We start from the raw sequence: 13,342 nt of genomic DNA, 5'->3' as shown, positions 1-13,342 counted from the left end.
GTCATCGTGATGACTCCATTCGAGGGTGCTGTGAGAGGTTCACTCGAAGGATCACACGGTGGCCGCGTCCACGTCTGAGACGACGTGCCCGACCACCGGGCGCTACACCACTATGCGGGACTCAACTACCGCGGACGCGGCCACGGCCGCGCGCTGGCCGAGCGGCTCGTCCTGGGCACCGCCGGCCTCACGCGTTTCGAGACCTGGCCGCTGACGCCGCGGCCGGTGGCCGGGCAACGGGCGCTCACCCCGCCCAACGGCGCCGGCGCGGTGCCCGCCGAGCATCCGGGTGTGCGTCTCGCCCAGTCCTACGGCTTCGCGCTCGTCCAGATCGAGCGGGTGAGCCGGTATGACTTCGCCGATCCGGGGATCGACCCCGCCGTCGCCCTGGGCGAGGCCGAACGCGTCTCGTCGGACTACGAGCTCCACGCCTGGGAAGGCGCGGCCGACGCGGCCCTGCAGGACGACCTCGCCGTCCTCAAGGCCCGCATGGCCACGGACGTGCCCTCCGGGGAACGCACCGTGGTGGAGCAGGTCTGGGATGCGGCCCGCGTGCGTCGCATGGACGAGCAGATCCTGACGACCGGGCGGCTCTTCCGCGCGGTGGCGCGGCACCGTGCCACCGGTCGGATCGTCGCCCTGAGCGAGCTGGTGGCGCCCCGCTCGCGCCCGGACGGGCTGATCGACCAATGGGACACCATCGTGCTGCCCGAGCACCGCGGCCACCGCCTCGGCATGCGCGTGAAGGCGGCGAACCTCATCGCCGTGCGCGACGCGCTGCCCGGGGCCCGCGCGATCATCACGTGGAACGCCGAGGAGAACCGGCACATGCTCGACGTCAACGAGGCGCTGGGCTTCCGGCCTGTGCTGGCCGAGGCGTCCATGGAGGCGTCGGCGCCGCTGCGACGTCGCTGACGGCCCGCGACCCGCGGCGCCGTCTCACCCCGGCTCGAGCGTCCGCTGGGCCGCCTCCCGCACCGCCCGCGTGAGCCGCACCAGGCGCGTCACGGGCAGTGTGGCCGCCTGCCAGTACAGGGGCACGAGGACGTCGTCGAGCCCGGGCACGCGGACCAGCCGGCCGGCGCGCACGTCCTCGACGGCCTGGGCGTCCACGAGCATGCCCCACCCCAGGCCGGCCCGGACGGACCGGTGGAACCCGTCGAACGACGGCGCCAGGTGCGTGGGCGGGGCGACGTCCAGCTCGGCGCCGCTCAGCGCGAGGCGCTGCAGGTCGTCCTTCGCGTTGTAGCGCATCATGGGCATCGCGCCGAGGTCGACGACGTCGCCCGCCGCATGCCGGGCGAGCAGGGCGGGCGAGGCGAGCGGGACGTAGCGCATGCTCCCCAGCGGCTCCGCCGCGCACCCCTGCACCGGCTGCGGCTCCGTGGTGACGGCGGCCAGCACCTCGCCCCGGCGCAGCAGCCGGGCGCTGTGGTCCTGGTCCTCGACGTGCAGGTCGAGGACCGTGTCGTCCCAGTCGGCGGCCTCCGCCAGGACGGGCCCGAACCACGTGCCCAGCACGTCGGCGGGCACGGCCAGGGAGGTGACGCTGCGCCCGGCCACCGTGCGGCCCAGCCCGGCCCACGCCTCCTGTTCGAGCACCCGCATGTGCCGGGCCACGCGCACCAGGCCGACGCCGGCCTCGGTCGGCTCGCAGGGTGTGCTGCGCCGGAGCAGCACCTGGCCCGCCTCCCGCTCCAGGGCGCGGATGCGCTGACTGACCGCGGAGGCGCTGACGCCGAGCTCGTACGCGGCCGCCTCGAACGAGCCCTCGTCCGCGATCGCACGCAACGCCTGCAGCTGATCCAGGTTCATGAAGCAGAGCTTAGGCACCTGCAGTTCTCTTCGTTTGGCTCAGGCCCGGCCGGGCCCTAGCGTCCTCACCCATGTGGACCCTCGCCGGCACCGGCCTGCTCACCGGACTCGCCCTCATCGTCGCCATCGGCGCCCAGAACGCCTTCGTGCTCCGCCAGGGCGTGCGCCGGGAGCATGTGGGCGCCGTCGTGCTGGTGTGCATGGCCTCGGACGCCGTGCTGATCCTGGCCGGGACCGCCGGGGTGGGCGCGCTCGTGCAGGCCGTGCCGTGGCTGCTCGAGGTGCTGCGCTGGGGCGGCGCCCTGTACCTGCTCTGGTTCGCGGTCTCCTCCCTGCGTGCCGCGCTGCACCCGCAGGGGCTCGTGGCCGAGCAGGCGCCGCGCACCGCGGGTTCGGTCGTCGCCACCACGCTCGCGCTGACCTGGCTCAACCCGCACGTCTACCTGGACACTGTGGTGCTGCTGGGCAGCCTCGCCAACCAGCACGGTCCCGACGCGCGGTGGGTCTTCGCCGCCGGCGCCGTCGCCGCCTCGGTCCTGTGGTTCACCGCGCTCGGCTACGGCGCGCGCCTGTTGGCCCGGGTGCTCGCCGACCCGAAGGCGTGGCGCGTGGTGGACGTGGTGATCGCGGTGGTCATGGCGGTGCTCGCGGTCCGGCTCATCACCGGTTCCGACGTGTGGGGGTGAGTCGGCAGACGCCGGTTCTGGCGTCGGGCTGAATCAAGGTCGCTCAACGTCGACCCGCCAGAGCTGGGCTCGTGCGGCCCCCGCGAACAGGCGTGCACCGCACGGCACCAGCCGTTCCAGGACGTCACTGACGGTCAACGGAGGATTCCGTGTCGCGCCCGCTTGGGCTGCGAGAGCCGTCATCACTCGAGCCGTGTCCAGGTCGAGCTGGTTCATGAAAAACTCGTCCGGACTCTGCACCTCGATGTCGAAGGACTCAACGACCTCCCGCGGGAAGTCCTTCAGATTCGCCGTGACGATCAGGTCAGCACGCCCCTGGATCGCGGTGGCGACCACATGCCGATCATCGGGGTCCGGAAGATCAATCCCGGGCACGAGCTGCTCCCACCCCTCGACCCGCGCGTCGTCGAAGGCGGCGTCCATGACCTCCGCACGGTGACGCGCCGCGCCCGATGCACGCATGTCTGGATGCATCGCTTCCAGTGCGCGCACCGTCTCGTCCAGGATCCGCCCACTCCATACCGGCCGATAGAGGCCCGCCTCGGCCAGATGCAGCAAGGTGTCCGCTTGGGCGATGGGCACGAGGACGCACGCGTCGAGCACCGCGCTGAAGCGAGCCACTACCCGCGCTCACCCCGGAGGTCGGCGCGAGCCTGACGCAACGCCTCGCGGTAGGACTCCGCCTTCTGGTCGTAGAGCCCCGCAGACGAGGCCTCCCCTACGAGGTCGCTCAGCGAGGCACGCCGCTCCCCGCGCTTCCGCTGCTGATAGGACACGACGTCTTGGAGCCGGATGCGTCGGTGCCGACCACCGGTCGTCCTCTCGTACGGCAACGCGCCCTCCTCGAGCAGCCTCACCAGCGTGGGACGACTGATGCCGAGGAAGTTCGCCGCCTCCTGCGTCGTGAGCAGCTGGTCGACGGGTGCCACCGTGATGGCCTTGCCCACCCGCATCGCCTCGACGACGTCCCGCAGGACGTTGAAAGCCTCTGGCGGCAGGGGGACCTTCTGGCCGTCAGGGCCGACCAGGGCGGCCGGCTGCGTCAGGCCGTCGAGGAACCTGCCGACGTCGAGCATCTCCTCGAGGTCCGTCGGCGGCAGCACCGTGTGCTTGTCATTCACCGTCGCATTCATGGAGCAAGACTACCCGCGAAAACGAAAAATTCGCAGTCCCCTCCCGCCTCCGCTTCCCCGCCCCGGGGCTCTGTGTCAGCCGCGCGCGTAGGCGAGCGACTCCTCGATGATCCCGACGACGACGGCCAGCTCCGCCTCGTCCCGCGGACCGTAGAGCATCCACTCCGTGCCGAAGTCCGCGTAGCCATGCGGTTCGAGCCATCCGAGCTCGGCCAGACGAACGCCGCGCTCGGGCGCCAGGACGAGGTGCACTGACGTGTCGTCCACCCCATGCAGGTGCACCGGCTCCCAGCGCCGGCCTGGTGAGAGGTTGACCTCCGGGGTGCGCTCCTCCGGCCGGCCTGTCAGGTGGACGGCGCGCGACGTTGCTGGCGAGACGGTGCTGTGGCCCTCCTCGACCCCGTCGAGGGCGAACACCGCAGCGGCCAGACGGCCCCACAGCTCCGGCGACGATCGCTGATCAAGCTGTCGGTGGGGCCCCTCGGTCGACGTCGCGGGACGACTGCCCGGCCGGGGATCGTCAGCGGTGAGCCGGACACGGGGGCTCGCATCAGGATCCATGCAGACGATCCTGACGGGGCCCCGCCGGCCAGGCAAGGCCACCAGGCCCCCTCACTCCCCGCCCAGCTCCTCCCGGAGGATCCGCGCACCGGCCACGAGCGCCGCCGTCTTGTCCCGCGCCACCGAGCGAGCCAGCGGCGCCATGCCGCAGTTGGTGCTCGCGATCAGCTTGTCCGCGTCCACGAACTCGAGGGTCTCCCGGAGGGTCGCCGCGACCTCCTCGGGCGTCTCGATCTCGTCGCTCGCCACGTCGATCGCGCCGACCATCACCTTCTTGCCGCGCAGCAGGCCGATGAGCTCCGCCGGCACCCGGGAGTGGTGCCGCTCCAGGGCGATCGTGTCGATCGTGGACTCGCGCAGCAGCGGGAACGACGTCTCGTACTGGCGCCACTCCTCCCCGAGCGTGGCCTTCCAGTCGTTGTTCGCCTTGATCCCGTAGCCGTAACAGATGTGCACGGCCGTCTCACACTTCAGGCCCTCGGCCGCGCGCTCGAGCGTCGCCACGCCCCAGTCGCGGACGTCGTCGAAGAACACGTTGAACGCGGGCTCGTCGAACTGCACGACGTCGACGCCCACCGCCGCCAGCTCCCGCGCCTCCTCGTTGAGGATGCGCGCGAACTCCCACGCGAGCTTCTCGCGGCTGCCGTAGTGGCGGTCGGCGAGGGTGTCGATCATGGTCATCGGCCCGGGCAGGGTCCACTTGATGGGCCGGTCCGTCCGCGCGCGCAGGGCCTTCGCGTCGTCCACGAACACCGGCGACGGTCGGCCCACCTCCCCGACGACGGTCGGCACGCTCGCGTCGTACCGGTCGCGGATCCGCACCGTCTCGCGCCGGTCGAAGTCCACACCGCCGAGGTGCTCGATGAACGTGGTGACGAAGTGCTGGCGGGTCTGCTCGCCGTCGCAGACGATGTCGATGCCCGCACGCTCCTGGTCGGCCACGGCGAGGGCGAGCGCGTCGAGCTTGCCCTCGCGCAGCCGCTCCCCCTCGAGCTTCCAGGGCGACCAGAGCGTCTCCTCCTCGGCGAGCCAGCCGGGCTTCGGCAGGCTGCCGACGAGGGTGGTGGGGATCAGGGTGGTCATCGGGTCTCCTCGGTGTCTCGTGCGGCGTGGGCGGCGGCCCAGCGCTCCAGCAGGTCGCGGTGCGGTCCCACGAAGTGCTCCTGGGTGTACTCGCCCTGCTCCCGGCCGAGGCGGGCCCGCTCCTCGCGGTCGTAGGCGATCCGGGTCTGCGAGAAGTCGCCGTGGTCCAGGCGCGGCCGGTAGACCTCGCCGGCCCCGGCGTTCGCGTTGTAGATCTCCGGCCGGTAGATCCGCTGGAAGGTCTCCATGGTGGCGATCAGCCCGGCCAGGGAGAGGTTCGCGTGGTCGTTGAGCAGGTCGCCCCGCGAGTAGAACGCCAGCGGCGCCACGGACCCGCGCGGCAGGAAGCACCGGATCCCCAGGCCCATCCGACCGAAGTAGCGGTCCGTGCGGGAGGCTTCGTCCTGGCGGTACTCGACCCCGAGCACCGGATGCTCGTTCGTCAGCCGACGGTAGGTGCGGCTCGTGGACACGCTGATGCAGATCACGGGCGGCTGCGGGAACCGCTCCCGGTACGCCTGCGAGTCGAGCAGGTGCCGGAACAGCCGCCCGTGGAGGACGCCGAAGCCGTCAGGCTCCTCGGTCCCCGGCGACGTCGCCGCGTGCGCGGGCAGCACCACGCAGAAGTCGTGGTCGCGGACGTAGGAGGAGAAGTTGTTCCCCACACTGCGACCGAGCACGGCGCCCGTCGCGCGCTCGACCACCCGCACGTCGAGCATCTCCATGAGCGGGAAGTCGACGTCCGCGCCGTCGTCGGCGGTGAATTGCACGTCGATCGAGACGATCTCGATCCGTGCCGTGTAGCGGTCCCGCTCCGGGTTGTCCCAGGGGGCGAGGTCGTTGAGGCGCCCGTCGATCATGGCCAGGGCGGCGCGCAGGTTCTCCCGCCGGTCCGCGCCGCGAGCGAGGTTCGCGAAGTTCGTGGTGGCGCGCGTGCTGGCGGCGGGCGTGTAGTCCTCGTCGAATGGCGTGGTGTGGATGCTGAACGTCAGGTCGTCCACGCGGGTGGGCACGGTGCTCGTGACAAGGGTGGCGTGGCTCATCGGGTCCTCTCCGGGGTGCGGGCGCGGGTGGTGCGGTGGTGGGCGGGGGCGGGACGGGGCACCGCGGACGACGACGGCGCCCCGCGGCCGGCGGCGACGCGTGCGGCGCACTCGAGGCCGGCCTCGAGGTCCGCCTGCAGGTCGGCCACGTCCTCGATGCCGACGGAGAGCCGGACCAGGTCCGTGGGGACGGCCAGGGGGGTGCCCCGCACGGAGGCGTGGGTCATCTCGGAGGAGTAGCAGAGCAGCGATTCGACCCCGCCGAGGCTGACCGAGAGCGCGAACAGCTCGGTGGCCTCGGCGAACGCGCGGGCCGCGGCCTCTCCCCCGGCCAGCCGGACGGAGACGATGCCGCCGAAGCCGTCCATCTGCCGCGCGGCGAGCTCGTGGCCCGGGTGGTCGGGCAGCCCGGGGTAGAAGACCTGGGCGACCTCGGGGCGGCCCTGCAGCCAGCCCGCGAGCGCGGCGGCGTTGGCGCCGTGCCGGTCCATGCGCAGGCCGAGTGTCTTGAGGCCGCGGGCGGCGAGGTAGGAGTCCTGCGGGCCGGCGACCGCACCGGCGGCGAACTGCTGGTAGGCCACCGCCTCGGCCAGCGCCCGGCCGCGGAACTCGCGGTCGGCCACCACCACGGCGCCGCCGAGCACGTCCGAGTGCCCGCCGATGTACTTGGTGGTGGAGTGCACCACGACGTCCGCGCCGAGGTCGAGGGGCCGCTGGAGGTAGGGCGAGGCGAACGTGTTGTCCACGACCAGCAGCGCGCCGGCGTCGTGGGCGATCTGCGCCCAGGCGGCCAGGTCCGCGATGCCGAGCAGCGGGTTGGACGGCGTCTCCACCCACAGCAGCGCGGTGCGGCCGGGGCGGACGGCCGCGGCGACCGCCGTCGGGTCGGTGATGTCCACCGGGGTGTTGGACACGCCCCACGGCTCGAGGACGGTGGTGATGAGGCGGTGGGTGCCGCCGTAGCCGTCACCGCCCAGCACGATGTGGTCGCCGGGGCGCAGCACGGCCCGCAGGAGGGCGTCCTCGGCGGCGAGCCCGGAGGCGAACGCGAACGCCCGGTCGCCGTGCTCGAGGGCGGCGAGCTGGGTCTCGAAGCCGTTCCGGGTCGGGTTGGAGCCGCGGCTGTACTCGTGCCCGGCGCGCAGCACGTTGATGCCGTCCTGCACGAAGGTGCTGGTCTGGTAGATCGGCGGCACCACGGCGCCGGTCAGCGGGTCGGGCTCCTGCCCGGCGTGCACGGCGGTGGTGGTGAAGCCGCGGACGGCGGGACGGGAGACGGAGCGGGTGGTGTGGTGGACGGCGGTCATCTCAGCGCACCTCCTGGGTGACGGCGGCGGTCTCGGGGACGGCGGGCGTGGTGGCTGGGACGGCCGGCCCGGCGGCGGTCACCACGGCCAGGGCACGGTCCAGGTCCGCGATCAGGTCGTCGGGACACTCCAGCCCGATGGAGAGCCGGACGGTGGTCTCGGCGATCCCGGCGGCCTCGCGCTGCTGCCGCGTCAGGCGACAGTGCGTCATGGTCGCGGGGTGCGAGACGAGGGAGCGGGCGTCGCCGACGTTGACCACCAGCTGGAACAGCTCGAGCGCGTCGAGGAACGGGGCCACGGCCTCGGGGCCGCAGGCTAGGTCGAAGGAGAACACCGAGCCGACGCCGTCCGGGAAGTCGCGGGCGGCCAGCGCCGCGCTGGGATGTCCGGCCACGCCGGGGTGGTGCACCCGCGCGACGGCGGGGTGCCCGGCCAGGTGTCCGGCCACGGCCAGGGCGGTGGCGGTGTGGCGGGCCACGCGCAGGTCGAGGGTCTCGAGCCCCTGGATGAACTGCGCCGCGCTCGCGGGGGCGAGGGTGGGGCCGAGGTCGTGCAGGAACTTGCTGCGGGCCAGCGTCAGGTACGCGCCGCGGCCGTGCCGCTCGACCAGCGTCTGCCCGCCGTAGCGGGCCTTGGGCCGGGCCAGCTGCGGCCACCGGTCGGGCGCCGCGCCGTAGTCGAACGTGCCGCCGTCCACGATCGCGCCGCCGAGCACCGCGCCGTGCCCGCCGAGGAACTTGGTGGCCGAGTGCACGACGACGTCGGCGCCGTGCTCCAGCGGCCGGTAGAGGGCCGGCGTCGCGAGGGTGCTGTCCACCACCACGGGCACACCGGCCGCGTGGGCGAGGTCCGCGAGCGCGGGCAGGTCCGGGAGGGTGGCGAGCGGGTTGGTGATGGCCTCGAGGAAGAACGCGCGGGTGTCGGGCCGGACCGCGGCCGCCCACGCGGGCGGGTCCGCCGGGTCCGCGAAGGTGACCTCGATGCCGAAGTCCGCGAACGTGTCCGTCAGCAGGTCGACGGTGCCGCCGTAGAGCTGGCTGGAGGCGACCAGGTGCTTGCCGCCCTGCAGCAGCGCCAGCAGGGACAGCGCGACGGCGGCCTGGCCGGTGGCCGTGGCGATCGCGCCGATGCCGCCCTCCAGTGCGGCGAGGCGGTTCTCGAACACCGCGACGGTCGGGTTGCCCGTGCGGCTGTAGGTGAAGCCGGGGGTCTCGAGCCGGAACATCGATGCCGCCGTGGCGTGGTCCGGGAAGCGGAACGCCGTGGTCTGGTGGATGGGCGGGACGACCGGCCGGTGGGGTGCGGCGGGCTCGTAGCCGGCGTGGACTTGTTGCGTGGCGTGACGGGGCATCTGCTCTCCTCCATCGGTCCTGGCGGTAGCACCGGGCCTGCCGTTCCCGGGGGTCCGGGTCCGGCGGGCGGGTTGCTGCGGCGTCGTCGAGCCAGATCTCTCGGCCGCTCTGGATGGGTGGTGAGCCCATCCCACGCGGCGGGCCGCCGCGAGTCCAGCGGACGGCCGGCTCGCGCGTCATATGAGCCGCCACCGCGCCATCCAGGACCGGCCGGAGCCTCTCCGGGGCGCGGCGGGCCGTGGCGGACTCGTGTGACGGACGGGCGTGGAGGAGCGGTGTGTCACACTCCCGGGCATGACACAGAGCACACCGGGCGGACCGGCCACGGGCCGTGACGGCGCCCTCTGGGCGGCGCTGCAGGAGGTGGCGCACTCGTGGTGATCGACAACGACACCGAACGCGCCCCTGACACTGGGACGCCCCCGCCGCCGGAAGGACGGGCGCGGTGGCTGGTCGCCTCCAACGCCCTCGACGCGGGTGGCCGGTCCGCCACGGACGTCGCCCTGGACGTCCTGGCGGTGCTCCTGCTCGGCGTGGGCGCCGACGGCATGGGCGTGCTGATGACGCTCTCCGGGTTGGGATTCCTCCTGCTCGGCGTGCCCATCGGCATCGTGGTGGACCGACACCTCAGCCCGCGGCTGCTCGCGGCCACCGGCCTCGCCAAGGCGGCGGCGCTCGGCTCGCTCGTCGTGGCGTGGGCGCTCGACGCGCTCACGTTCGGTCACCTCGCCGCCGTCATGGCCCTGCTGGGCGTGCTCACGGTGCTGGCCGAGACCACCCAGACCGCGCTCGTGCCGCGCGTCGTGCCGGCCACCGCCGTCGCCCGCCTGACGGCGCGGCTCGAGTCCGCCGACGCCGCCCTCGTGTTGGTCGTGCCCGCCGCGGCGGGCCTCCTCGTCGGGTCGCTGGGTGCGGGGCCCGTGCTCGGCATCGCGACGGCGTTCCTCTTCGCGGCGGCGATCGTCGCGCTCCGGGTACGGCTGCGGCCCTCCGCCGCGGTGGACATTCCGGACGACGACGGGGACCCCGGCGTCGCGGACGTCCTGTCCCGCTGGGCCCGGTTCGGGAAGGACGCCGCGGAGGGGTGGGCGGTCCTGCGGCGCACCCCGGTCCTGTGGCTGCTGACGATGGGGTCGGTGGCCGCCAACGTGGGCATGGCCCTCTTCGCCCCGGTCGAGGCGGTCTGGATCCTGACCGACCTGCGGCTCGGGCCGGAGTTCCTGGGCATCCAGATCACCGCGGGCGCGATCGGGGCACTGGCGGCCTCGTCCCTGGCGGGCCGGGCCATCGACCGCCTGGGCGAGCGACGGTGCATCCTCCTCGGCTCGGTCGGCTGCGCCGTGGCCGTGGGGCTGCACCTGCTGGCCTATGCCGACCGCGCTCATGCCGGGCTATGGCTGCTGGCCGGCGCCGCCCTCTGGGGGTTCATGGTCCTGCTCGGGAACATCACCCAGGCCGCCGTGACCGCCCGCGCCTGCCCCGAGGGCACGCTCGGGCGGGTCACCGCGATGCGCCGCACCCTCACCCGGGGCTCCGTGCCGCTGGCGACCCTTGCGGGAGGTGCGCTCGGGGCGACGCTCGGGGTCGGCTGGGCGCTCGCGGGGTGGCAGGTCCTGGCGGTGGTCTCGCTGGCCGCCGTCGTGCCGGCCGCGCGGTGGGTGGATGCGGGGCGCGACGACGTCGACTGAGGCCGAGACGCTGACGCGGACACCGAGGTCGCTTACTGTGTGGCCATGGTCAGCCTCCCCATGCTCCAGCAGCCGGTGATCGACGCCGTCGACATCCGTTCCGTCGCGGAGTTCTACCGCGAGCTCCTCGGCCTCCACTACCGCACGGGCGACGAGCTCGCGGACGGCCGCGAGCCGGACAGCGCGGACTGGCTCGTGCTGCTGGACGACGACGGCCGCCGCGTCCTGACATTCCAGCGCACCGAGGAACTGAAGCCCAGCACGTGGCCGTCACCCGAGGTGCCGATGCAGCTGCACCTGGATTTCACCGTGCCGGACCGCGATTCCCTCGACGCGGCCCACGACCACGCGCTGCGCCTGGGCGGGCGTCTCGTCCTGGACCGCTCCGACGACGAGGACGAGCCCCTGTACGTGTTCGCGGACCCGGCCGGCCACCCCTTCTGCGTCTTCGTGGGGTGAGCGCGGCAGACCGCGGGGGCGGTTTCACGCACATGTCGAAGACAAGAAGTCGCTTCAGTGCCGTCGGTAAGGTCGTCGGGTGATCCCGCAACCCACCGATCGACTCACGTTCCGGTGCATGACCGACGCTGACCTCGACGACATGTTCAGGCTCCTCGGAGACGCGGAGGTCATGCGCTACTACCCGCGGGCCAAGTCGCGCAACGAGGTGCGGCGGTGGATCAACTGGTCGAAGGACAACTACGCCACGCATGGGTTCGGCCTGTGGGTCATCGAACACCGGACCACCGGCGACTTCATCGGTGACTGCGGCCTGACCTGGCAGAACGTCGACGGCCAAGAGGTCCTCGAGGTCGGCTACCACGTCCTGCCTGAACACCAGGGACAGGGACTGGCAACCGAGGGGGCCTCTGCCTGCCTGCGATACGGGTTCGAGACCCTGGACGCAACGATGGTCACCGCGATCATCAACCCCGACAACATGGCTTCCCGTCGCGTGGCCGAACGGATCGGCATGACCGTGTGGAAGAGCACGCGTGATCCCAGTGGGGCGCCGATCGTGGTCTACAGCAGCCGCGGCCACGAGGCATGACGCACTGAACTGCCGCCATGGGTGCGTGCCCAGTGAGGAGACACGCCCTGCGCCCGGCCGGCCAGGCGCTTCAGGAACGGCTGCCCTCAGCGATCACCCGATTCACGCCCACCTCGACGAACTCAGAACGCGACTCGAGACCTATATCGACGGCGGCACGGCCCGAGCCGTCGCGGAGGCAGAGCGGGAAACCCGTGCCCATCAGGTGGATCGACCGAAGAGGGATCCGTTCGCCCCACCGCCTCGTCCGAAGCCCGGACGCTCACTCGCGGAGCTGAGCCCCGCCATCGCAGCTGAGTGGTATCCATCGAAGAATGGCGGCCTGACACCGGCGGACGTGGCGAATGCGAGGAACGCGTCCGCGTGGTGGCTTTGCAGCCTCTGTGGCGCTGAGTGGGAGGCTGTCGTCGCGCAGCGCACGCGACGTCAGACCATCGGGTGCCCTGATTGCGGAAGGGCGCGCGCCGGAGCTGAGCGATCCCGCCCCCGACCTGGCCTGAAGCGCCCTGGGTTTCGTTCCGACCTACTTCCTCAAGGAGGATCGGATCATGCCCCAGAAGTACACCCCCGAGTTCAAGGCCCGTGCCCTGAAGCTCATCGAAGAACGCGTCCGCGCCGAGCAGTGCTCGGGCTGGGTCGCCTGCACTGTCGTGGGCGAAGCCCTTGGCGGGATCTCACCGCACACCCTGCGGAACTGGTGGAAGCAAGATCGCGTCGATCAGGGCGAAGCCCCAGGGCTCAGCACCGCTGAAGCCGAGGAGATCAAGAAGCTGCGCCGGGAGAACCTCGAGCTGCGCCGCGCGAACGAGATCCTGCGCAAGGCCTCGGCTTTTTTCGCAGCGGAGCTCGACCGCCCCACGACGAGATGATCGCGTTCATCGACGAACACCGCGATCAGTTCGGGGTCGAGGCCATCTGCCGCACCCTTCGTGCGACGGAGTGTGGGTTCATCACCTCTCGCGGCTACCGTGCCGCGAAGAGACGGCCTGCCTCCGAGAGGGCTCTACGAGACGAGCTCCTCATCGAGGAGCTCAAGCGGCTTCACGCGGAGAACTACAGCGTCTACGGGGTCCGGAAGATGCACCACGCGATGGTCCGGGCCGGCTGGGAAGTAGGCCGCGACCAGGTCGCCCGACTGATGAAGCTCGCCGGCGTGGAAGGGGTGCGGCGCGGACGTAAGCCGATCACCACGAGGCCGACAGGCGAGCCGGATGCCCGCCCAGATCTGGTCGAGCGCCGCTTCACCGCGGAAGGCCCGCACCAGCTCTGGGTCGCAGACATCACCTACGTCAGGATTCTGGGCGGGAGTTGAGTCCCGCATAGTGGTGTAGCGCCCGGTGGTCGGGCACGTCGTCTCAGACGTGGACGCGGCCACCGTGTGATCCTTCGAGTGAACCTCTCACAGCACCCTCGAATGGAGGGTGGATTCAATCGGTCGTCGCAACACCCTCTCGGAATCACTGGAGGTATGGGCGATGGCAAGCAAGGACTGGGCAAGGAAGATCAGTGACGCGCCCGAGGGGACACGTCGACAGTGGAGAGCGGATCGGGCTCTGCGGGCCCCGATGCGCTCTCCTGGCAGGCCGCAGCCCTCACGAGAGGTCCAACGCCAGTTCTGGCGTG

Annotated in this window: 15 protein-coding genes, 2 pseudogenes and 1 other annotated feature; of the genes and pseudogenes, 9 read left to right on the top strand and 8 right to left on the bottom strand. The window is 72.1% G+C overall.

Annotated elements, in window-relative coordinates:
* The first annotated feature begins 84 nt into the window (after positions 1–84).
* Positions 85–915 (top strand): GNAT family N-acetyltransferase, encoded by an 831-nt coding sequence (locus tag KZX60_RS11620; RefSeq protein ID WP_248118548.1) that lies wholly within the window; start codon positions 85–87, stop codon positions 913–915.
* Between the two features lie 24 nt (positions 916–939).
* Here the strand turns inward: KZX60_RS11620 and KZX60_RS11615 are convergent, their stop codons facing one another.
* Entirely contained in the window at positions 940–1,815 is an 876-nt protein-coding gene (locus tag KZX60_RS11615) for an ArgP/LysG family DNA-binding transcriptional regulator (protein WP_248118550.1), read from the bottom strand.
* Positions 1,816–1,886: 71 nt separating this feature from the next.
* Between KZX60_RS11615 and lysE the strand changes: the two genes are divergently transcribed.
* On the top strand, positions 1,887–2,501 hold the full coding sequence (gene lysE / locus KZX60_RS11610) for an L-lysine exporter (RefSeq protein WP_248118546.1): 615 nt from the start codon (positions 1,887–1,889) through the stop codon (positions 2,499–2,501).
* 33 nt (positions 2,502–2,534) lie between these two features.
* Here lysE and KZX60_RS11605 read toward each other — a convergent pair whose 3' ends face one another.
* The 7 genes from KZX60_RS11605 to KZX60_RS11575 all read right to left on the bottom strand — a co-directional run bounded on the left by KZX60_RS11605 (position 2,535) and on the right by KZX60_RS11575 (position 8,979).
* Positions 2,535–3,122, bottom strand: a complete 588-nt coding sequence (locus tag KZX60_RS11605) for a PIN domain-containing protein (protein WP_248118544.1) — start codon at positions 3,120–3,122, stop codon at positions 2,535–2,537.
* Entirely contained in the window at positions 3,122–3,634 is a 513-nt protein-coding gene (locus KZX60_RS11600; protein ID WP_248118543.1) for a helix-turn-helix domain-containing protein, read from the bottom strand. The genes KZX60_RS11605 and KZX60_RS11600 overlap by 1 nt, the downstream gene beginning before the upstream one ends.
* A 75-nt stretch (positions 3,635–3,709) precedes the next feature.
* A complete protein-coding gene (locus tag KZX60_RS11595) occupies positions 3,710–4,195 on the bottom strand; it encodes a luciferase family protein (RefSeq protein WP_248118541.1) in 486 nt (161 codons plus the stop codon).
* A gap of 51 nt (positions 4,196–4,246) precedes the next feature.
* Complete coding sequence (locus KZX60_RS11590) at positions 4,247–5,278, bottom strand: methionine synthase (protein WP_248118539.1); 1,032 nt, start codon at positions 5,276–5,278, stop codon at positions 4,247–4,249.
* A complete protein-coding gene (locus KZX60_RS11585; RefSeq protein WP_248118536.1) occupies positions 5,275–6,321 on the bottom strand; it encodes a putative oxygenase MesX in 1,047 nt (348 codons plus the stop codon). The genes KZX60_RS11590 and KZX60_RS11585 overlap by 4 nt, the downstream gene beginning before the upstream one ends.
* A complete protein-coding gene (locus tag KZX60_RS11580) occupies positions 6,318–7,628 on the bottom strand; it encodes a cystathionine gamma-synthase (protein WP_248118534.1) in 1,311 nt (436 codons plus the stop codon). Before KZX60_RS11580 ends, KZX60_RS11585 begins: the two co-directional genes overlap by 4 nt.
* Before the next feature lies 1 nt (position 7,629).
* Complete coding sequence (locus tag KZX60_RS11575; RefSeq protein WP_248118533.1) at positions 7,630–8,979, bottom strand: PLP-dependent transferase; 1,350 nt, start codon at positions 8,977–8,979, stop codon at positions 7,630–7,632.
* Between the two features lie 375 nt (positions 8,980–9,354).
* Here KZX60_RS11575 and KZX60_RS11570 point away from each other — a divergent pair, with 375 nt between their 5' ends.
* The 7 genes and pseudogenes from KZX60_RS11570 to KZX60_RS11540 all read left to right on the top strand — a co-directional run.
* On the top strand, positions 9,355–10,668 hold the full coding sequence (locus tag KZX60_RS11570; RefSeq protein ID WP_248118530.1) for an MFS transporter: 1,314 nt from the start codon (positions 9,355–9,357) through the stop codon (positions 10,666–10,668).
* A 45-nt stretch (positions 10,669–10,713) separates the two neighbouring features.
* Positions 10,714–11,127: a VOC family protein gene (locus KZX60_RS11565; protein ID WP_248118528.1), complete on the top strand. Its 414-nt coding sequence runs from the start codon at positions 10,714–10,716 to the stop codon at positions 11,125–11,127.
* 79 nt (positions 11,128–11,206) lie between these two features.
* Entirely contained in the window at positions 11,207–11,719 is a 513-nt protein-coding gene (locus tag KZX60_RS11560) for a GNAT family N-acetyltransferase (protein WP_348983753.1), read from the top strand.
* Positions 11,664–12,158, top strand: a pseudogene (locus tag KZX60_RS12095) (zinc-ribbon domain-containing protein); the annotation flags it as partial. The gene KZX60_RS11560 and the pseudogene KZX60_RS12095, both read left to right, overlap by 56 nt.
* A gap of 109 nt (positions 12,159–12,267) precedes the next feature.
* A complete protein-coding gene (locus tag KZX60_RS11550; protein WP_248118524.1) occupies positions 12,268–12,588 on the top strand; it encodes a transposase in 321 nt (106 codons plus the stop codon).
* Positions 12,546–12,649 (top strand) — a sequence feature (AL1L pseudoknot). (Overlaps the previous gene by 43 nt.)
* Positions 12,585–13,031, top strand: coding sequence for an IS3 family transposase (locus tag KZX60_RS11545; RefSeq protein WP_248118523.1), 447 nt, complete (start codon positions 12,585–12,587; stop codon positions 13,029–13,031). Its footprint overlaps the feature before it by 65 nt. The genes KZX60_RS11550 and KZX60_RS11545 overlap by 4 nt, the downstream gene beginning before the upstream one ends.
* Positions 13,032–13,194: 163 nt before the next feature.
* Positions 13,195–13,342, top strand: a pseudogene (locus tag KZX60_RS11540) (IS30 family transposase); the annotation flags it as partial.

Source organism: Micrococcus sp. EYE_212 (genome assembly GCF_023147585.1).
Lineage (GTDB): Bacteria > Actinomycetota > Actinomycetes > Actinomycetales > Micrococcaceae > Micrococcus.
This window is presented reverse-complemented; position numbering and strand designations above follow the sequence as displayed.

Excerpts from the sequence above, each read along its gene's own strand:
- KZX60_RS11575 (WP_248118533.1), bottom strand. The coding sequence starts at position 8,979 with ATGCCCCGTCACGCCACGCAACAAGTCCACGCCGGCTACGAGCCCGCC.
- KZX60_RS11595 (WP_248118541.1), bottom strand. The coding sequence starts at position 4,195 with ATGGATCCTGATGCGAGCCCCCGTGTCCGGCTCACCGCTGACGATCCC.
- lysE (WP_248118546.1), top strand. The coding sequence starts at position 1,887 with ATGTGGACCCTCGCCGGCACCGGCCTGCTCACCGGACTCGCCCTCATC.
- KZX60_RS11600 (WP_248118543.1), bottom strand. The coding sequence starts at position 3,634 with ATGAATGCGACGGTGAATGACAAGCACACGGTGCTGCCGCCGACGGAC.
- KZX60_RS11550 (WP_248118524.1), top strand. The coding sequence starts at position 12,268 with ATGCCCCAGAAGTACACCCCCGAGTTCAAGGCCCGTGCCCTGAAGCTC.
- KZX60_RS11585 (WP_248118536.1), bottom strand. The coding sequence starts at position 6,321 with ATGAGCCACGCCACCCTTGTCACGAGCACCGTGCCCACCCGCGTGGAC.
- KZX60_RS11565 (WP_248118528.1), top strand. The coding sequence starts at position 10,714 with ATGGTCAGCCTCCCCATGCTCCAGCAGCCGGTGATCGACGCCGTCGAC.
- KZX60_RS11615 (WP_248118550.1), bottom strand. The coding sequence starts at position 1,815 with ATGAACCTGGATCAGCTGCAGGCGTTGCGTGCGATCGCGGACGAGGGC.
- KZX60_RS11580 (WP_248118534.1), bottom strand. The coding sequence starts at position 7,628 with ATGACCGCCGTCCACCACACCACCCGCTCCGTCTCCCGTCCCGCCGTC.
- KZX60_RS11545 (WP_248118523.1), top strand. The coding sequence starts at position 12,585 with ATGATCGCGTTCATCGACGAACACCGCGATCAGTTCGGGGTCGAGGCC.
- KZX60_RS11590 (WP_248118539.1), bottom strand. The coding sequence starts at position 5,278 with ATGACCACCCTGATCCCCACCACCCTCGTCGGCAGCCTGCCGAAGCCC.